Annotated in this window: 16 protein-coding genes; 12 read left to right on the top strand and 4 right to left on the bottom strand. The window is 41.0% G+C overall.

Annotated features, from left to right (window positions below):
- Positions 1-141: 141 nt before the first annotated feature.
- Genes fni through mvk form a run of 4 tightly spaced genes read right to left on the bottom strand, consistent with a single transcriptional unit; the run spans position 142 to position 4,236 of the window.
- A complete protein-coding gene (fni, locus tag H5975_RS00450; RefSeq protein ID WP_204784428.1) occupies positions 142-1,176 on the bottom strand; it encodes a type 2 isopentenyl-diphosphate Delta-isomerase in 1,035 nt (344 codons plus the stop codon).
- Positions 1,177-1,195: 19 nt separating this feature from the next.
- Entirely contained in the window at positions 1,196-2,299 is a 1,104-nt protein-coding gene (locus tag H5975_RS00445) for a phosphomevalonate kinase (protein ID WP_204784427.1), read from the bottom strand.
- Positions 2,300-2,323: 24 nt separating this feature from the next.
- Positions 2,324-3,292: a diphosphomevalonate decarboxylase gene (gene mvaD / locus H5975_RS00440; protein WP_204784426.1), complete on the bottom strand. Its 969-nt coding sequence runs from the start codon at positions 3,290-3,292 to the stop codon at positions 2,324-2,326.
- Entirely contained in the window at positions 3,289-4,236 is a 948-nt protein-coding gene (gene mvk, locus H5975_RS00435) for a mevalonate kinase (protein ID WP_204784432.1), read from the bottom strand. Before mvk ends, mvaD begins: the two co-directional genes overlap by 4 nt.
- A 200-nt stretch (positions 4,237-4,436) precedes the next feature.
- On the opposite strand from mvk, the gene H5975_RS00430 reads away from it, so the two are divergent.
- The 12 genes from H5975_RS00430 to H5975_RS00375 all read left to right on the top strand — a co-directional run bounded on the left by H5975_RS00430 (position 4,437) and on the right by H5975_RS00375 (position 19,768).
- The gene (locus tag H5975_RS00430; protein ID WP_204784425.1) at positions 4,437-7,280 is read left to right on the top strand and encodes a helicase C-terminal domain-containing protein; all 2,844 of its coding nucleotides are present in this window, start codon (positions 4,437-4,439) and stop codon (positions 7,278-7,280) included.
- A 47-nt stretch (positions 7,281-7,327) separates the two neighbouring features.
- A complete protein-coding gene (locus H5975_RS00425; protein ID WP_178661626.1) occupies positions 7,328-7,846 on the top strand; it encodes a DUF5590 domain-containing protein in 519 nt (172 codons plus the stop codon).
- Positions 7,847-7,875: 29 nt separating this feature from the next.
- Positions 7,876-9,174 carry an asparagine--tRNA ligase gene (asnS, locus tag H5975_RS00420; RefSeq protein ID WP_178661624.1) on the top strand — a complete coding sequence of 433 codons (1,299 nt, stop codon included), beginning with the start codon at positions 7,876-7,878 and terminating at the stop codon, positions 9,172-9,174.
- Between the two features lie 85 nt (positions 9,175-9,259).
- Positions 9,260-9,988: a DnaD domain-containing protein gene (locus H5975_RS00415; RefSeq protein WP_178661622.1), complete on the top strand. Its 729-nt coding sequence runs from the start codon at positions 9,260-9,262 to the stop codon at positions 9,986-9,988.
- An 86-nt stretch (positions 9,989-10,074) separates the two neighbouring features.
- Positions 10,075-11,076, top strand: coding sequence for a DUF1002 domain-containing protein (locus H5975_RS00410; RefSeq protein WP_178661620.1), 1,002 nt, complete (start codon positions 10,075-10,077; stop codon positions 11,074-11,076).
- 139 nt (positions 11,077-11,215) lie between these two features.
- On the top strand, positions 11,216-12,169 hold the full coding sequence (locus tag H5975_RS00405) for a DMT family transporter (protein ID WP_178661618.1): 954 nt from the start codon (positions 11,216-11,218) through the stop codon (positions 12,167-12,169).
- A 241-nt stretch (positions 12,170-12,410) separates the two neighbouring features.
- Positions 12,411-13,502: a pyruvate dehydrogenase (acetyl-transferring) E1 component subunit alpha gene (gene pdhA, locus H5975_RS00400; protein ID WP_204784424.1), complete on the top strand. Its 1,092-nt coding sequence runs from the start codon at positions 12,411-12,413 to the stop codon at positions 13,500-13,502.
- 2 nt (positions 13,503-13,504) lie between these two features.
- Positions 13,505-14,482 carry an alpha-ketoacid dehydrogenase subunit beta gene (locus tag H5975_RS00395; RefSeq protein WP_204784423.1) on the top strand — a complete coding sequence of 326 codons (978 nt, stop codon included), beginning with the start codon at positions 13,505-13,507 and terminating at the stop codon, positions 14,480-14,482.
- Positions 14,483-14,497: 15 nt separating this feature from the next.
- Positions 14,498-16,087, top strand: a complete 1,590-nt coding sequence (locus H5975_RS00390; RefSeq protein WP_204784422.1) for a 2-oxo acid dehydrogenase subunit E2 — start codon at positions 14,498-14,500, stop codon at positions 16,085-16,087.
- Between the two features lie 7 nt (positions 16,088-16,094).
- Positions 16,095-17,501: a dihydrolipoyl dehydrogenase gene (gene lpdA / locus H5975_RS00385; RefSeq protein WP_204784421.1), complete on the top strand. Its 1,407-nt coding sequence runs from the start codon at positions 16,095-16,097 to the stop codon at positions 17,499-17,501.
- 20 nt (positions 17,502-17,521) lie between these two features.
- Entirely contained in the window at positions 17,522-18,541 is a 1,020-nt protein-coding gene (locus H5975_RS00380; RefSeq protein ID WP_204784420.1) for a lipoate--protein ligase, read from the top strand.
- Positions 18,542-18,631: 90 nt separating this feature from the next.
- The gene (locus H5975_RS00375; RefSeq protein WP_204784419.1) at positions 18,632-19,768 is read left to right on the top strand and encodes a lipolytic protein G-D-S-L family protein; all 1,137 of its coding nucleotides are present in this window, start codon (positions 18,632-18,634) and stop codon (positions 19,766-19,768) included.
- The last annotated feature ends 2 nt before the right edge of the window (positions 19,769-19,770 follow it).

The following is a 19,770-nucleotide window of genomic DNA, read 5'->3' as shown; positions in this document are numbered from 1 at the left end:
GAAGTCGTTTACGACTTCGTTTTCACGCCCCCGCAAGCAACAATAGGGGCCTAGCGTTCGGTTTACCGAGTGCTAGGCCCCATTGTTGTACTGCGCTGTTCGTATTTAATGATTGTAGTCTGACTAATGACACAATTCCTTTTATTTTAAGTTCCGTTGCTGAACATAACTAAGCAGTTCAGGTTTTAATACGTATGGTACTTTTGGTAACTCTGCAAAATGATGACAACCCAGCATGGTCATAATGCGAGTGATTTCTGTTTGCCAGTTATGGACACTAGCTAGTAATCCATCCTCGCCGCTCTTGTAGTACTGATGTAAAAAGAAACCAGCCACACCAACTGCTTTGGCACCAAGTACACCAGCCTTGACCACATCAAGTGGGGATGCAATTCCACCGGAAGCAATGATGTTAATGGTATTGACTGCGTGGGATTCGAAGAGCGCTTCTGGAGTAGTTAATCCCCAATTGTACAGATCGTTAAAATCATGCGCGTGATTTCTACGATCTTCGATTTGAATAAAGTTAGTTCCTCCGCGACCAGATACGTTCACGGTTTGGACTCCAATGGCTTGCAGCTTTTGAATTATTTCTTTACTCAGTCCAAAGCCGACTTCCTTGACAATCACGGGGACAGATAGGGACTGTACTAATCGTTGAATATTATCAATCCAATGGATACTACGTTCTCCTTCAGGCATGACCATTTCTTGGGCAACGTTTAGGTGAATCTCTAGAGCATTAGCATCAATAAGTTGAATGGCCTTTTGTGCCATTTCTACAGTCGCGTTCGCACTTAAGTTTGCAATAATAAGTCCCTTTGGATTATTCTTTCGCACAATTGAAAAAGAGTCATTATACTCGGGAACCCGAAATATTGCTGACAAGGAACCAGTCGCCATTGCTAAACCGGTTTGTTGAGCAACTTTTGAGAAAGCATTATTGATGACTTTGGCTTGCGGTGAACCACCAGTCATTGCTTCAAAATAAAAAGGCCACTGAAAGTCAAGACCAGCAACATTTGTGCTAAGATCAACCTCATTAGTGGACATTTCAGGGAGTGCATTAGGCACTAATCGGATTTGATCAAATTGATCGATGTGGTGAGCACTTTGATAGAACTTTTCTGCTAATGATAGGTGTTCATTTTTACGATTGGCATGTTGCACATTCATGTATGATACTCCCGTCAGTTTATTTCAGATTAATTGTGTAGCGATGAATATTGTTAATAAAATGAACGGACAGTGGTAAATGTTCGATGTGTTGCTTTGTCCATTCTTCAATCATCGCGTTGAGGTCAGCGTGACCGTCAATGGCGACGATCCCACAATCACCACCGCCAGCACCGGATGTTTTGGCAGCACCACCAAATTTTTCAGCAATTTGGCATAATTGTTTCAGAACTGGCGTTTCAATTTGAACTCCTGATCGCTCACCGAGTTGTTGGAGTAGGGAGCGATTATAACGGATTTCCTGTTTAATTGTGTTCAAGTTTCCTTCATGGAACCCTTCAACCATGCGCTGGATACATTCACGGCTGGCATTTAAAAACTGGTGATACTTATCTTGTTCACGTGCTTTGAAAAGGGAAATCTTATCAACTAATTGGGAAGTTGAAGCAGGTTTGCCTGTCCAACCAATTACTAATGCGAGGTTGGCTGGAGCACTCAGTGATTCAATTTTTAAATTGGGCCAAGGTAAACTCAACAGTGTGGTCAGGTCTAAAAACTTCCGTTGTTCTGCTAACCATTGACGATCAAATGAATGATATGCAATCCATCCGCCATAAACGGACGCTGCTACATCACCCAGTGAACCATTTCCTTGAACAGAGAAGTGGGCGATTGCGGCTAACTTAAAAATTTTATCATTATCTACGGGTAGATTGTAAAAACGACAAAGGGCTTTTACAGTGGCAACCGTAACGGCTGCTGACGATCCTAAACCATATTTTTTACCAGAAGCACTGTCTAATTCACTATCAATATGAAGATCATAAACAGCTAGCTGTTTGTTCAATGTGCGAGCATATTCTTCGGTAACTTGAATTGCCGAAAGAATATATGAGAACGGGTTGTCACGTTTGTCGACAACCATTTGGTCGCCTTGACGATGCCATTGAACAGCATTGTTTTGGTATTGATGACTGATAATTTGTCCCACACCATTGGTTGATGCCTCAATGGTACAAGAGACGAATTGGTTCAAGGCAACTAGAACTGCCGGAAAGCCGTTTTCAACAACAGCATATTCTCCTGCAATGTAAAGTTTGCCTGGTGCTTTTTCTGTAATCAATTTTTTAAATCCTTCCAAATCGTTTTATAGTAAGTGCGCTCCTGGCCCAGGTTGAGCAACAACCAAGTTATTGACACCAAAGGAGGGGGCAAGAGCATTAATTATCCGTTCACGATCCCGCTGGTTATAAATGACTTTTACATTGGGACCGGCATCCATCGTATAATAGCAGTTTACTCCCTGATTACGCAAGCCTTTAATCAGGTTCATCGCCTGAATAGTGCCGCCATCGAAGTATGTATAGTCTGGATCAGCTGATAAAGTAAGAGCATGCATTCGCATTGCGTTTTCTTCTGCTAAATGACCGATTTGATCAATGTCGTGATTTTGAATGGCCTGCTTCATTGCGACCATATCGTGAGCCACCACCTCGCGCCAAGCTGGGTAGAATGGTGATGTTTCTACTGAGGACTGCATTCCGCCTCGACTGGAAATCTTTTTTTGCTTGGTATCAATCAAAATTGCCAGCATTTCAATATCAAAGCCAACGTTTTCCATAATCGGTTCTGCATATGAACTTTGGTCATCATGACCGGCGTGCCATTCTACTAATCCGCCGAAGACTGATCGTGTAGCAGAACCTGATCCGCGACGTGCTAATCTAGACAGGTCACGACCACTGAGCGTTAAACCAGCTGATCGACTAGCTGATAATGCAAGGGCAGCAAAGGCGGATGCTGAAGAGGCTAAACCAGCTGCCATTGGCACATGGTTCGTCGAATTAACTGATGCATACAGTGTTTGATTACTAAGTTCACGAACTCGATCTAAAACCCGCGTAACCTTTTTCATTTGCTTCGGGGCAAACACCTGGCCGTCAACTACTAATTGGTCATGCTTTAGTTCAGGCTGAAACTCAACAGTGGTATCCGTATAAAATTTGTCCAATGTTAAAGAGAGGGAATCAGTCTGTGGAATAATTAATTGCTGATCTTTTTTTCCCCAGTATTTAACAAGTGCAATATTCGTATGTGCACGGGCAGTTACTTTCATAATATTTCCCCTTTATTAAATGGTTGAATCCATGTAGCAGTAGCACCATGCTCTTTTAAGATACTGGCAATTTTTCGCGCTCCAAGGGCAGACTTGGTAATGGCAAACATACAACCGCCACGACCGCCGCCTGTTAATTTTGCACCTAAGGCACCAGAATCGAGTGCGGATTGAACCAGTAAGTTTAATTTCTCATCACTAACCCCTAATTTTTCCAGATCATGATGAGCAGCCGTCAACTTACGGCCCAGTGTAGCCACCTCATTATTACTGATAGCTTCCTTGCTATCTTTAGTTAATTGTCCGAGGTGTTCAATTAATGAGTTAGTTTCATCATAATGGTTGCTTAAACTATTTTTAACTGCGGTAATTGCGTCGCGGGTTGCGCCTTTAATTCCAGTATCACCAATTACCATGGTTGCATCGAGGTTAAGATCGATGAGGGTTCCTTTTTCACCCTTATGGAACCAAACTGGCTTGCTGGAACTAACGGTTGCTGCATCCAAACCACTTGGGCTACGGTGAGTAACTTCTTCCTCAACGTCGGCCCATTTTAATAGTGATTCACGGTCTAATGGAGATTGATAGTAATCAAAGATCGCACGTACAATTGCAACAGCACACGCAGCCGATGAGCCCATTCCCCGTTCTGCAGGGATGTCACTAGTAATTGTAACAGTCCAATGATCCGCAGCTCCATTAAAATGGTTTACCAACTGGCTAATTAGTTTTCGAATTCCTGCCATTTGCTCAGGAAGTTGATTGAGCGGACCATTAAAATAGCGACTTTGAATCATTTTTTCTTGTTCATGATTTTCAGCAATTGTGACTTTGGTGGTCACGTTGGGGAGGGGAAGTGCGATGGCCGGTTGACCATAAACAACACTATGTTCACCAATTAAGATGATCTTGGCATGACTCTTCCCAATTCCAATTTTTTGCATGGCCAATTATTTCAACCCACTTTCTAAAAAAAGTCCAACCACCATTCTAACATTAAACTGTTGTAAACAGCCAATCTTTGTTCAACCTTAATAATTCTTTGGAATGGTCAAGAGTCAAATTAAATAGTATTATAAAAGCAGTATCTTCTACGGAAAATATTTCACATAATAATTAACTTGACCAGAGGGGATTATTAACAATGAAAACTAAGCAAAGGAGACGCGGGCCGGTTTATTCAGTGGTGGATCTGGAGACAACCGGAACCAGTTTTAAAAATGGTGACCGGATTATTCAGATTGGACTGGTCTTAATTCAAGATGGTAAAGTAATCAACCAATTTGAAACCAGAATTAATCCATTAATGAAAATTCCCCGTAGCGTTCAACAGTTAACTGGAATTACTGATAAAGATGTTGCAAAAGCGCCATTTTTGGATGATGTTGCACAGACGGTTGAAAGCCTATTAAGCGGCACCATTTTTGTGGCGCATAACGTTAACTTTGATTTTCCATTTCTGAATCATGAACTGGAACGGGTGGGACGCGATCCTCTAAGGATTACAGCCATCGACACGGTAACGCTCAGCCAAATTTTAATGCCAACCGCAAAAAGCTATCGATTGCGAGACCTAACTAATTATCTTCATATTGAGCATGATCATCCGCACAGTGCAGTATCCGATGCCGAAGCAACGGGGGTGTTGTTAGTTGACCTCATTAAACGTTTGCGGCAATTACCAACAATTACACTCCAAAAATTAGTAGATTTGCATTTGAACTTACCATTTCAGACAGCCCGCATGTTTGAACGTGAATTAGATTGGCGAAAAGCACATCATCAACCGCTAAGTGACGATTTATACGTTAGTGGTGGAGTGGCTCTTCATAAGGAACGCCCACTGGTTGTTGATGATCAAAAAAAGAAAGCTTACCCGAAAACTAAACGACAAAAGCAACGCCTTTATGAAAACCATTTAGATTATCGACCAACCCAGTCTAAAATGATGAACGCCATTTATAATCACTTTAGCCGTGATGGCAATAATCAACTGGTGATTGAAGCTGGTACGGGAATGGGTAAAACATTAGGATATCTGCTGCCGTTGAGTTATTTAACATATCCTCAACATAAAATTGTGGTTAGTACAGCAACCAATATTTTGCAAACCCAATTAATTCAAAAACCGATGGATCAATTAAATAGTGTGCTGCCGTTTAAAATGTCAGCGGTACTAGTGAAGGGTAACTCACACTATTTAAACCTTAGTAAATTTATCCACTCACTAAGTGTGCATGAAGATTCCCAATTGGTTCAGCTTATTAAGGCGCAAATTTTAGTATGGTTATTGAAGACGACTACCGGGGACTTAGATGAATTAAACCTTAATTCACAACGGTCACCTTATTTCACAGAAATTCGTCATCACGGAGTACAATCGCTCTCCAAAGATGATCCGCTTTTTCGCGATGACTTTTTAGTGCGTCGGCAAAAGAAAGTTGCGGCCGCTAACATTATCGTTACTAATCATTCATACCTGGTTGCTCATGCGCAAGAGCTAGGTGCTACTAGTCCGTTAACCTATTTAGTAGTGGATGAGGCACAGCACCTGAGCAGAAGTGTTTTACAAAATTCTCGCGATGAAATTAGCTTTCAAAAAGCTTCATTCACTGTTAACCAGTTGCAAACGCTGATCTCAAGTGATGATGAGCAGACCCTTGCTCAGGTTTTTGACAAGCTACCATTAGGAAACTACAACATTGAATTGATGCGTGATGACCTAGTTGAAGTTCATGCATCCTTGGAAGATTTACAACAAGAACTGTATGGAAAATTCCTTAAAGACGTTAACATTGATAGCGTGGAAGATTTTATTGAACAGCCAGTAGATAATGAACAACTAAGGGATTTGTTATCGCCAGACGAGCCGTTGATGATGCGCTTTGAGCAAGCATTGGCAAGCCTGAAATTGCATTTTACAGCATTGGAACACCTCTTTCGGGCGCGGATGGATAGTTGGTTGAGTAGCGATCGATACATCATGAATCAGGTTGCCAGCCAAATGAGTGTCTTACTCAAAATTGATGAGCAGTTACGCTCGATGGTTCAAACGTTACGTAATGACAGTGATTCTGCAGTGTACTGGCTTAATGTCCGTCAATCTAGTGAACGCAGCACAATGCGATTGATGGGTGGCTTGCTGGTGACCAATCATTATTTGCGGGAAAATGTGTATGCTTATTTCTATCGGCAGCTATTTGTTGGTGCGACATTATTTACTTCGAGTCGCTCTAATTACTTATATCAGCAACTAGACTTAGATACCACTAATGTCAAGAGCAAGCGGTTCCCACCTGCATTTGACTACCAAAATAATGCACGTCTTTTTATAGCAAAGGATGCCATCATGCCAAATGATGACAATGATCATGACTACATTAACTACCTCAGTCAGAGTATTTATCGAATTGCTCAGGAAAATCAGTGTCAAACTATGATTTTATTTAATTCATTGGTGACAATTGAGCAAGTATATAGTTTGCTCAGACGAACTGATTTATTCAATCAACGGGATATATTGGCGCAAGGAATCAATGGCAGTCGTGAAAAGATCCTGAAGCAATTTGCCACCGGAACAAATTCAATTCTATTAGGGGCAAGCAGTTTCTGGGAAGGAATTGATTTGCCAAATAACCAGCTCCAACTACTGATTGTGACCCGGTTACCGTTTGATGCGCCTGACGAGGCCTTCACCAAGGCTGAACACCAATTGCTAAAACGGAATGGTAAAAATCCATTTTATAGTTCTGAATTACCTAAAGCGACGATCCGTTTACGACAGGGAATTGGTCGACTACTGCGAACTCCTGATGATTACGGGGTTGCTGTAGTGTTAGATTCACGATTGGATCACCGGCGTTATGGAAAAACAATTATTAAGGCCTTGCCAGATGATTTAAAGGTGAGTGCTGTAGAAACAAACCAAATTGCTCAACTGGTAAAAAAATTTCTAAAACAGGATCATCAGCATACAAATAACCAATAGATTTGGTATAATAACAAAAGTTTACTTGTTTGAGGAAGGAAAGACGCATGCAAAGTCGGCGAGACGTTCAACGTAAACAAAATCGTATTAATGGTATTAAAATATTCCGACGCGTGATACTGACCATTTTAGCCGTCATTCTGGTTCTTTGGATTTCATTTGCAATTGCAAATCATCCGCGAAGCCAGGCTCGACATGAGGCTTACGCAATGGCTAAAAAGTACGCTCACGTAAACAACCCGAATGGCTTTTATGTTTATAATCGTGAGAAAACTTATTACACAGTCACGGGGAAAAATCGTCATGGACAACAAGTCTTGGTAATGATTCCTGAAAAGGGCGGCAACATTAGCGTAATTAAGCAGTCTAAAGGAATTACTAGCCAACAGGCACTGTCAACGGTGCGCAATAAAGAAAATCCACGACGGATTTTACGGTCAGCTCCAGGATACTTTAATAGTAAAGTTGTTTGGGAAGTCACCTATATTAATAAAAAAGGTGCTTTATGTTATGATTTAATTAACTTTAAGACTGGACAATTCGTCCAACAAATTGATAACCTATAATTGTTATCTCAATATTAGGGGGAAAGATAATGGAAACCATCAAGATTAAAGATGCACCACAACACGTTAACGAACGGGTGCGCATCGGTGTTTGGTTAACAGACAAGCGATCAAGCGGAAAGATCGCCTTTTTGCAATTACGTGACGGGACTGCTTTTTTTCAAGGCGTTTTGCTAAAGAATAAAGTTGCTCCTGAAATCTTTGATTTGGCAAAACATGATCTGCGTCAAGAAAGCAGCTTCTATGTTATTGGTGAAATTCATGAAGATTCACGTTCTAAATTTGGCTATGAAATCCAAATTGAAGATATTCAACCAGTAGATGAAAGTGAAGATTACCCCATTGGTAATAAGGAACACGGAATTGACTTCTTGCTTGACGAACGTCATCTCTGGTTACGTTCTAAGAAGCCTTGGGCAATGATGAAGGTTCGTGACCGAGTAATTCGTGCAACTTATGAGTTCTTCGCAGATAATGGTTTCACAAAGATCGACCCACCAATTTTGACGGGGAATGCACCAGAAGGTACCACTGACTTATTCCATACAAAGTACTTTGAACAAGATGCATACTTGTCTCAATCAGGTCAATTATATGAAGAAGCCGGTGCCTTAGCCTTAGATCGAGTTTATTCATTTGGTCCAGTTTTCCGGGCTGAAAAGTCAAAGACTCGTCGGCACTTGATTGAATTCTGGATGATTGAACCAGAAATGGCCTGGATGCACCAAGATGAAAGTCTGGAAGTTCAAGAAAAGTACATTGCTTTTCTTATCCAGAAGTTAATTGATGATTGCAGTGAAGAACTGCAAATTCTTGGACGTGATCCGGAAACCCTTCGTCCATTTACAGAAACGCCATACCCACGGATTAGTTATGACGAAGCCATTAATTTGATGAAAGAAAGTGGCATGGATGTTCAATGGGGTGACGATTTCGGATCACCAGAAGAAACATTCTTAGCTGACCACTTTAGCAAGCCAGTCTTTGTTTTAAACTATCCAAAGAGCATTAAGCCATTCTACATGAAGAACCATCCAACTCGTGATGATGTTTATGTATGTGCTGACCTTCTGGCACCAGAAGGTTATGGTGAAATCATCGGTGGATCTGAACGTGAAACTGATTATGATACTTTATTAAAGGCTGTTAAGGATGCGGGCCTTGATGAAAAAGACTATGAATGGTACCTGGACTTGCGTAAGTATGGTTCAGTTCCGCACTCTGGATTTGGTCTTGGACTAGAACGGTTCATCAGTTGGGTAACCCTCCAAGATCACTTGCGGACAACCATTCCATTCCCACGGATGTTAAACCGTCTTTACCCTTAATATACAATTACAATAAAAAAGGCTCCACTGACTTTTTCGACGTCATTGGGGCCTTATTTGCTGATTTACTGAAGGAGGAACGCTGATGGATTTTATTGAAAAATATATTAATGCCGGTTCAACGTCCATTAGTAATATTTTACTGCACCATTATCATCAAATTGGAATGTCAACATCAGAATTAATGGTCTATTTAGAATTACGATCATACATTGACCGTGGTCAAGGCGATCCAGCGGTTAAACAAATTGCAGAGCACTTGGGAACTAGTGAAGACCAAGTTTATGACCTCATTAACCAAATGGTTAAGGATAAGTTGATGGTTCAAAAAATGAAAAAGAGTGATGATGGAAAAGAATCACTAGTCTACGATTTTTCACCTTTGATTCATAAATTGACGCGTTTGGTGGAGAATGGTGAAGATGTTAAGCAACAAAAACAAACTCAAAATGAACGCCAAAAATTATTTACGATGTTGGAGACGGAGTTTGGACGGATGCTTAACCCAATCGAGATGAGTCTTGTTAATGATTGGATTGACCAGGACCACTATGATATTGAAGTCATTAAATTAGCCTTGCGAGAGACAGTGCTTAACGGCAAGTATAATTTTAAATATATGGACCGAATTCTAAGTAATTGGGATCATCAGAATTTGAAAACTCCTCAGGCTGTTCAAGCTGCACTTCGTCAATTTGATGAACAGCATCATTATTCGAGTGGTCAGTCCAAGTCGACCCCACAGCCGTCTGGCCACCAAATTCCGATTTTTAAACTCGACTCGCTTAAAGATCAGAAACATAAGGGAAACTAAAAATAGTTAAGAAATAGTAGACTTCATAAAATGATAACAACGATTAGGTTATAATAAACATAATTAAAATCGTGGAGGATACATCAATGAAAATTACAACTAAAGTGATCGCTTTAGCGTTATTAACTACAACCATTGGGGCAGCCGCAATCGTTCCTGCCCAAGCTGTGATGGCAGACCAGCAAACCACTAATTCTGCCAGCAACAATAATACTTCAACTTTAACATCTTCATACGTTGTTTATGGTGCAGGGGCTCCCCAGAGTGTGTATACTGACCTGAATGATACGATGGATGTTGATTCAAACTTCAAAAAATTAACAGCAACCGCTGACGATTATCGGCAATACATTGGTAGTGATAATACTACTAATGCGGCAATGATCTCATCAGTAGCGATTACACCAACTGATCCTGGTTCTGGGGTCAAGGTCAATATTCGGAAGTATAATGGTAAATCGAATATTACAAAGGTAACAGCTCAACAGTATGCCATGGTTGCTCAGATGGCAGGGGTGACGGATATTACAATTAACGTGACCGCTAACCGACCTGTATCTGGAGAATCTGCTTTGACAGGGGTTTATAAAGCATTCGCAGCGGATGGGCACCAGTTAAACCCGCAAAATACTAGTGCTGCTAATTCCGTCATGGATGCTACACAAGATGCAATCGATGCCAACAGTAATGATAAGAACTACGCTGGTAAGTTGATGGCTGCTGTGGGGGATGTCTCCAAACAAATTGCGCAGAAAAAACAAAATAACAATGATTTGGCAACAAAGCAAGATATCCAAAACATGTTGGATCGGGCTTTAAAGAGTCGCGGAATTGATGATCAAACCACAAAGTCACAACAAAATAAGATCGTTAATTCACTAGTGACATTCCAAAATTCCCCAATTTCATCCAGCAAGTCATACGTTAACAATGTTTCGAATACCATTAATAACGTTAAAAACTCAAGCGGTAACTTGATGAATAAGGCTAAGGAATGGGCTAATAGTGATTCTGCTAAGAAGGCCGAACAACAAGCGTCTGGATGGTTCCAAAAGTTCATTGCTTGGATTCAATCTTTCTTTAATTAAGCAAAATCATCAATAAACTTAAAAAAGTTTCGTTAAATTGATAACGGAACTTTTTTTATTATGAATCGCTTTTGTTCGCCTGAATTTCACTTATTTTATGTTAGAATAAACCATATTTTTGAGTAAGGAGAGAAAGAGAGTGACAAATCATAATCAAGTAACCAAGGGGATCGCATGGGCAGCTGCTGCTTCATTTAGTTGGGGAATTTCAGGAACCGTCCTGCAACTAATTTCCCAAAATCTTGCAATTCCAGCACCATGGATGCTGTCCACCCGGACCTTTTTTACTGGACTGATTTTATTAATAATTAGTGCGATTGTATATCGCGGCAATATTTTTGGCGTCTTCAAGGATCGGGCTAGCCTGATCTCCGTTGTTACTTACGCAATTTTTGGTCTGGCGATGAACCTATTAACTTTTTACTACGCTATTCAAACGGGGAATGCCTCAACTGCGACAATTCTCCAATATCTGTCCCCATTATTTATTGTTTTGGGTTCAGTGATTTTCCAACGTAAAATGCCAATGCGCAGTGATTTAGTTGCCTTTGTTCTGGCCTTAATTGGTGTATTCTTATGTATAACGCGTGGTGATTTTACTCACTTAGCAGTACCATTTATTTCACTGCTTTGGGGATTAGGTTCAGGGGTAACGGCTGCATTTTATGTGGTTTTACCTCGTAAGGCCGCTGAGAAGAACCCACCACTGGTAGTGTTAGGTTGGGGAACAATGATTGCAGGAATCTTCTTTAATTGTTTCCACCCATTCTGGACTAACACCCCACATTTAACGGTGACGTTAGTATCTTCAGTAGCAACAGTAATGATTTTTGGTACGATTATTCCATTTGGACTGTTGTTGTATGCTTCACGGCTTGCACCATCAGATGTGATTAGTATTATGGATGCAGTTCAGCCCATCACGACCAGTATCTTAAGTGTGATTTTCTTCCACTTACACATTAACTTGGTCGAAGGGATCGGTATTTTAATCGTAATTTTTGCGATCTATGTCTTACAACGGGGACGTCGTGAAAACGGTGCAGTTCCAGCTGCAGAATTAAATGAAGATGAAGTTGATCTTCACTACTAGTTAATGTCTTTAAACTCCTAGCGTTCGGTGATTGAACGTTGGGAGTTTTTTATTATCCGAATTAATGAAGAAGTTTAGTTCTGAACAAATTTGGCTACCGGTTTAATCAAAACCCTGATTTAATAGGGAAAACGTGTATTTAAACTTGGGGAAACAATACACAAAATTGAATAATATGAAAAAAAGTTTAGAATGTTCAATGTAAGCGTATACAAAATAGAACTATAAGGAAGTGCAGACAATGGGTCAACTAGATTTTGAAAAATTAAAGCACACTCCACAATATGAAACTCTCCAAGTATTGAATGAAAATGGAGAAATCGTTAATCGTGATTTGATGCCGGATTTAACAGATGAGCAACTGGTTGAATTATTTAAGCAAATGATTTGGTCAAGAATTGTTGATGATCGTTCAACGAAGCTTAATCGTCAAGGCAGGTTAGGATTTTTCGCACCGACTGCTGGAGAAGAAGCTAGTCAGATGGCCTCTAATTTTGCAATGACCAAAGATGATTATCTCCTTGGCGGATACCGTGATGTTCCTGAATTAGTCAAGCATGGTTTGCCTTTGGCAAAAGCCTTCATGTGGTCAAAGGGAATGGTTAACGGTAACAAATATGAAAAAGAACTGAATGCGATGCCGCCACAAATTATCATTGGTGCCCAGTATGTTCAAACTGCTGGGGTTGCCCTTGGCTTAAAGAAGAAAGGTGCTAAGGCTCTAGCATATACATATACAGGTGATGGTGGAACATCGCAGGGGGATTTTTATGAAGGAATGAACTTTGCCGGTGCTTTTAAAGCCCCAGCACTATTTGTAGTACAAAATAACAAGTATGCGATTTCGGTTCCTCGTGAACTGCAAACGGCGGCCCCAGTTTTGGCACAAAAAGCGGTCGCAGTTGGTATTCCAGGGATTGTTGTTGATGGGATGGATGCTCTGGCAGTATATTCTGCTGCTAAGCAGGCTCGTGACTATATTATCGCTGGAAACGGGCCAGTCATGTTAGAGACACTAACCTATCGTTATGGTCCTCATACCTTATCTGGTGATGATCCTAAGCGTTACCGGACAAAGGAAGAAGAAGATGCATGGCACGCTAAAGATCCACTAGTCAGAATGCGGAAATTCTTAACTGATAAGGGCATTTGGAACCAGGATCAAGAAGATGCTTACGAACAAGAGGTTGAAAAAGAAATTAATCAGGCAATTCAGGAAGTTGAATCGCAACCTGCTGAATCAGTTACGGAATACCTGCAAAATGAATTTGTAGAGACACCGCCAGCCATTCAAAAGCAAATTGATGAAATTTCAACTAAGGAGGGCAAATAATCATGGCGAAGTTAACAATGATTAAAGCAATTACTAACGCCCTGGATGAGGAACTTGGTCGGGATGACAAGGTTCAAATTTTTGGTGAAGATGTTGGTAAAAATGGTGGTGTCTTTCGTGCCACTGATGGATTACAAAAGAAGTATGGGCCAGAACGAGTTTATGATACTCCATTAGCAGAATCGGGAATTATTGGTTTAGCTAATGGGTTAGCAATGCAAGGCTTTCGGCCAGTTCCAGAAATTCAATTTATGGGCTTTGTTTTCGAAGCATTTGATCAAATTGCAGGACAATTGGCCCGTGAACGATTCAGAATGGGCGGCTCACGAAACTTCCCAGTAACGATTCGGACGCCATTTGGTGGTGGTGTCCATACTCCTGAACTGCACTCCGACAGTTTTGAAGGATTGGTTGCACAGGTTCCTGGATTACGGGTGGTTGTACCGAGTGGCCCTTACGATGCAAAGGGACTTTTGATTTCATCAATTCGTTCCGATGATCCTGTAATTTTCCTAGAACACATGAAGCTGTACCGGTCAGTTAAAGAAGAAGTCCCTGATAAAGCATATACCGTTGCGTTAGACCAAGCTGCAGTTAAGCGAGAAGGAACGGATGTCTCGATCATTACATACGGATACTTGGTTCAAGCTAGCCTGCAAGCTGCCGCTGATCTGGCAAAGGATGGGATTAATGCTGAAGTTGTGGACTTAAGAACCATTGCTCCGCTTGATGAAGATACTATTTTATCATCAGTACGAAAGACTGGAAGGGTAGTATTGGTTCAAGAGGCACAAAAACAGGCTGGTGTGAGTGCCCAGGTAGCTGCGTTAATTGCTGAAAAGGGCATTTTGTCACTGGATGCGCCGATCAAGCGAGTTGCTGCTCCTGACACACCATACCCATTTAGCCAGGGTGAAACGGTATGGTTGCCTAATAAACAGGACATCGTCAATGCTGTTAAGGAAACCGTTAATTTTTAATGAGGTGAACAAAGGATGAGTGAAAAATACCAATTTAAATTGCCAGATATTGGGGAAGGAATTGCCGAAGGCACGGTTGGCGAATGGCATGTTAAAGAAGGCGACCAAATCAAGAAAGATGATGATTTGGTTCAAATTGAAAATGATAAATCTGTTGAAGAACTACCGTCACCGGTAGAAGGTACAATTGCTAAAATTTTGGTCCCAGCGGATGAAACGGCTCAAGTCGGCCAGCCGCTTGTCGAAATTGCGGTTGCTGATGGACAAGGAAATGTTGCTGATAAAGAATCAGCTGAAACAACAGTTCATTCGTCAGCAAGTACCACTTCTCAGAATCAAGATACCTATGAATTCAAGTTACCAGATATTGGTGAAGGAATTGCTGAGGGCAAAGTTGGCGAATGGCATGTGCAAGAAGGTGACTCCATCAAGAAAGATGAAGACTTGGTACAAATTGAAAATGATAAATCTGTTGAAGAGTTACCATCCCCAGTTGATGGAACTGTTACTAAGATTTTAGTACCAGCAGATGAAACAGCTCAGGTCGGGCAACCATTAGTAAGGTTAGCGGTTGCAAAAGGTCAGGGCAATGTTGATAGTAAACAACCCACACCAAGTACTAAGCAAGATTCAACAGCTGCTTCCAGTAAGCAACCATCGAATGACCATTCTCTTGCACAAGCCGACCATTCAGTTCCTGTACTAGCAATGCCTGCTGTTCGAAAGTTTGCGCGCGATCATGACGTTCAATTAAGTGCAGTTAAGGGTACGGGTCGTCATGGGCAGATCCTGAAGACTGACGTTGAAGCCTTCATGAATCAGCCGGCATCGTCAGCTGATCAACAACCAGCCAATGAACAACCAGTAAGCACTGCAAAGCCAAAAGTAAATGCTGATTTGGATTGGCCATCACACACTGAAAAAATGACTCCAGTACGGAAAGCCACTGCTAAAGCAATGATTAAATCAGCTAATGAAATTCCGATGATCCACTTATTTGATGAAGTGAATGTGGATAAGCTATGGGATCACCGCAAGAAGTACAAAGAATTGGCTAAGGAACACGGCGTACACTTAACATTTATGGCATATATGACCAAAGCCTTAGCGGTGATTATGAAAGAATTCCCAGTTTTCAATGCAACTGTTGATATGGATAACCATGCAATTAACTACCGTGATTATATTAATGTCGGTATTGCAACGGATACTGATCGCGGCCTGTTTGTTCCAAATGTTAAACATGCAGATTCAATGAGTCTCTTTGCCATTGCTAAACAAATCTTTCAAAATACTGCCAAAGCTAAGGATGGTAAATTGAGTGCAGATGATATGGGACACACTGGGATGTCAATTACGAATATTGGCTCAATTGGCGGTGGGTTCTTTACACCACTAATTAATTGGCCAGAAGTTGCTATCCTTGGCATGGGTAAAATTGCTCCTGAACCAGTGGTAGAAAATAACCAGGTTAAAATTGCTAAGATCTTAAAATTATCTCTTGCGGTTGATCACCGGATTATTGATGGAGCCACAGCACAACGTGCTATGAATCGGCTGAAGGAACTGCTAGCGGACCCAGAATTGTTATTAATGGAAGGATGATAGAACGATGGTTGTAGGAGATTTTCCAATTGATTTAGATACGGTGGTCATCGGATCGGGACCTGGTGGGTATGTTGCCGCAGTTCATGCGGCTGAATTGGGCCAAAAGGTTACAGTGATTGAAGACAATGCTAAACTTGGTGGCGTTTGCCTACGAGTAGGATGCATTCCATCCAAGGCTTTAATTCAGGTTTCCCATGACTACCAGACAGCTCTGGGGTCGGCCAGCGAAGGAGTAGTTGCTGACACAGTTAAACTCGACTGGGACAAAGTACAAAAATATCGAGGGTCGGTCGTTCAACGGATGACGAATGGTGTTGCTTATCTCTTTAAAAAGAATCATATTGATGTCATTCATGGAAAAGCCTTTTTAAAAGATCAAAACAGTTTACGGGTCATGCACCAAGATGTCGCACAAACATATACTTTTAAAAACTTGATTATTGCCACAGGTAGTCATCCAATTGAAATTCCTGGATTTAAATTTCAGGGTCGTGTAATTGATTCAACAGGGCTATTGGAATTATCTCAGCAACCGAAGAACCTCATTATCATTGGTGGAGGATATATTGGATGTGAACTTGCGTCTGCTTACGCCAACTTTGGTACTAAAGTAACCATTTTAGAAGGAACAGATGCAATTTTAAGAAATTACGAAAAGGATATTGTTAAAATTGTACAAAAACGTTTGGAGCAACGAGGCGTTAAAATTATTACCAATGCAATGGCCAAAAGTGCTACAGACGGTGATGGTTCCGTAAAGGTTACATACAGTCTTGACGGTACCGAGCATTCAATTATGGCTGATGATGTTTGCGTCACTGTTGGCCGCAAACCAAACACCAAGGAAATCGGACTTGAGCAGGTTGGTATTCAAACAGACCAACGGGGCCTAATTAAAGTGGATGCCCAAGGACGAACTAATATTAATCATATCTATGCGATTGGTGATATTGTTGCTGGTGCGGCATTGGCACACAAGGCCAGTTACGAAGGGAAAATTGCTGCTGAAGCAATTGCAGGACAGAAGTCAGTTGTTGATTATCGTGCAATGCCAGCGGTATGTTATGTGGATCCAGAAATCGCAACTACTGGGTTAACGGCTGCTCAAGCCAAAGATCAAGGTTTAAGTGTAAAAACCGCTAAATTCCCGTTCTCTGCTAATGGACGAGCAGTTTCAATGCACTCTCCTGATGGGTTCGTCCGTCTAGTCTTTACTAGCGATGAACAGCAAGTTGTGGGAGCGCAGATTGTCGGAGCGGATGCTTCAGACCTAATTAGTGAGTTAACTTTAGCAATCGAATCTGGTGCAACAGTTGAAGATATTGCTCTAACTGTTCATCCTCATCCATCACTATCTGAAGCAATTATGGATAGTGCTGATGTTGGCTTAGGAATGCCGACTAATATTTAATTTGGAAAGAGTTTAGATTTATGAAATATTTAGCAATGCAGAGTCATGATATTCGTAGTAATTTAGCAACTGAGCAATACTTAATGAACAGCCAGCAAATCAAACCACCATTTATGCTTTTTTACATTGAAAAGGATTGTATTATTGTTGGTCGTAACCAAAATACGCTTGAAGAAATTAATCAGCAGTATTGTGAGGAGCATGGCGTGACAGTTACTAGAAGGTTATCTGGTGGTGGCGCTATGTATCAAGATATGGGAAACCTTTGCTTCAGCTTTGTAGTTCCCGCTGATCAAATTCGGTTTGGTGACTTTAAGGATCTTGTGAAACCAGTTGTGGACGCCCTTCATGAAATGGGGTGTACGGGGGCCAAAGTCACGGGACGCAATGACATCGTTGTGGACGGTAAGAAATTTTCTGGCAACGCGATGTATACTCGAGATGGTAAAGCATTTTCTCATGGTACCTTGATGTACAATGTGAATACTGATTCTGTTGCTGATGCTCTTCATGTCCCCAAAGACAAAATTGCCTCAAAGGGGATTAAGTCGGTTCGGTCACGGGTGACAAATATTATGCAGTACTTAAAACCTGAATACCAAAATTTGTCAACGGAAGAGTTTCGTGATGAATTAATTAAGAAAATTTATCATACTGACTCACTGAAGGCCGCTCAACAAAATGAGTATCACTTAACGTCAGCTGACAATGCAGCAATTGATAAAATTGAGCAAGAGTTATACAAAAACTGGGATTGGGTATACGGTAAATCACCAGCTTTCACCATTAAGAAACGTCACCACTTCACTTCTGGAACAATTGACGCTCGGATGTTAATTGAAAAAGGAAAAATCGTAAATGTAAAAATTTATGGTGATTTCTTTGGCACTGGTGACGTTCATGATATTGAAAATGAATTGCAAGGTTTAAAATATGATCCGCAGACATTACGTCAGGCTTTGAATCAATTTGATCTAAATAAATACTTTATGGGAATTGATCCCGCGGATGTTGTTAATTTGATTGCCGAACAGCATTAATCAATCAACGGTGTTGAACTATTTATAAAGGCTCGACACCGTTTTATGTTATGAACGAGGAGCTACTATGAAACAGAAGGAGGAATAGTAATGCAGTGGTATCCAGGATTTTACCAGTTGACTCATGATTTTAGTGCATTACCATTCCATTATTCTGAATTGCGTCAAAGCATTAAGGTCACAACTAGTCTGGCTGGCAGTTGTTGTCGACTAAAACTGACCAACCGTTATGGTCGCCAAAATCTGATCTTTGATAAAGTGATTTTAGCGGATAATTCAGAATTTAAAAACAGTCATCAAATATATTGTCATCACCAGGAACAGATTGTGATTCCCCGGGGGCAATTTCTTTTTACGGATCCAGTGCTGATGCCAATTCATGCTGGTCAATCGTTATATATCCAAATGGAAGCCACTCGACCACAAACATATGCAGATTTTGCTTCTACGTATCACCCTGGAATAACGAATGCGACCATTTCACGTGGAATATCAGCTGCGCCCTCATTCAACAATCATTGGCACTCTCGAAAAGGCTGGTTTTCACTAGAAAGCCTTGAGGTCCAAACTGACCGTCCGGTATTTCAAATTGAAATTACGGGTGACTCTTTGGTAGAAAGTGGCATGGTTACAGAACCACTAATTCAGTATTTTAATCGTCAATTTCCAAATCGGCTGGTTTGGTATCAAACAGGAATTGCGGGCAATCAACTGATGCTTGATGCACCAGTTGAGGAGCCGCTTTATGAAACCTTTGGGATTAGTCTTCTGCACCGTCACCAGCTTCAAGAAACAAATAGTAAACTCACATTAGCAATAATTGGGACGAATGATCTGCTATTGCCGTACTATAGTCGGCTTATTGCTGAACAAAATGTAACTCCACAACAGTTGGCACTAGGATTTCAACGTTTACGCTATCAGTGTCGTCTCAATAAAAGTAAATTATTAACGACCACCATTGCTCCATTAAGAATGTTTGATACAGCAAACTTGCAACCATCTGAAGAGATTATTGATCGACAACGTCAACTGCTCAACCATTTCCTTTTACAACAGCCTGGAGTAGTTGATGGTGGAACTTTATTAACTGATCATGATACCGGCCAGCTAAGATACCAATACGATTTTGGCGATCATCTTCACTTGAGTCCAGCTGGGGGTCGACAAATTGCTAAGTTGTTTATTCCGCTAATTCAGCATGAAATAGATGAAAAAAGCCGTTAACG

This window comes from Limosilactobacillus coleohominis, assembly GCF_016901675.1.
Taxonomy (GTDB): domain Bacteria; phylum Bacillota; class Bacilli; order Lactobacillales; family Lactobacillaceae; genus Limosilactobacillus; species Limosilactobacillus intestinavium.
The sequence above is the reverse complement of the archived record's forward strand: the minus strand, read 5'-3'. Positions and strand labels throughout refer to the sequence as shown.

Excerpts from the sequence above, each read along its gene's own strand:
- fni (WP_204784428.1), bottom strand. The coding sequence starts at position 1,176 with ATGAATGTGCAACATGCCAATCGTAAAAATGAACACCTATCATTAGCA.
- mvaD (WP_204784426.1), bottom strand. The coding sequence starts at position 3,292 with ATGAAAGTAACTGCCCGTGCACATACGAATATTGCACTTGTTAAATAC.
- mvk (WP_204784432.1), bottom strand. The coding sequence starts at position 4,236 with ATGCAAAAAATTGGAATTGGGAAGAGTCATGCCAAGATCATCTTAATT.
- H5975_RS00430 (WP_204784425.1), top strand. The coding sequence starts at position 4,437 with ATGAAAACTAAGCAAAGGAGACGCGGGCCGGTTTATTCAGTGGTGGAT.
- H5975_RS00425 (WP_178661626.1), top strand. The coding sequence starts at position 7,328 with ATGCAAAGTCGGCGAGACGTTCAACGTAAACAAAATCGTATTAATGGT.
- asnS (WP_178661624.1), top strand. The coding sequence starts at position 7,876 with ATGGAAACCATCAAGATTAAAGATGCACCACAACACGTTAACGAACGG.
- H5975_RS00415 (WP_178661622.1), top strand. The coding sequence starts at position 9,260 with ATGGATTTTATTGAAAAATATATTAATGCCGGTTCAACGTCCATTAGT.
- H5975_RS00410 (WP_178661620.1), top strand. The coding sequence starts at position 10,075 with ATGAAAATTACAACTAAAGTGATCGCTTTAGCGTTATTAACTACAACC.
- pdhA (WP_204784424.1), top strand. The coding sequence starts at position 12,411 with ATGGGTCAACTAGATTTTGAAAAATTAAAGCACACTCCACAATATGAA.
- H5975_RS00395 (WP_204784423.1), top strand. The coding sequence starts at position 13,505 with ATGGCGAAGTTAACAATGATTAAAGCAATTACTAACGCCCTGGATGAG.
- H5975_RS00390 (WP_204784422.1), top strand. The coding sequence starts at position 14,498 with ATGAGTGAAAAATACCAATTTAAATTGCCAGATATTGGGGAAGGAATT.
- lpdA (WP_204784421.1), top strand. The coding sequence starts at position 16,095 with ATGGTTGTAGGAGATTTTCCAATTGATTTAGATACGGTGGTCATCGGA.
- H5975_RS00380 (WP_204784420.1), top strand. The coding sequence starts at position 17,522 with ATGAAATATTTAGCAATGCAGAGTCATGATATTCGTAGTAATTTAGCA.
- H5975_RS00375 (WP_204784419.1), top strand. The coding sequence starts at position 18,632 with ATGCAGTGGTATCCAGGATTTTACCAGTTGACTCATGATTTTAGTGCA.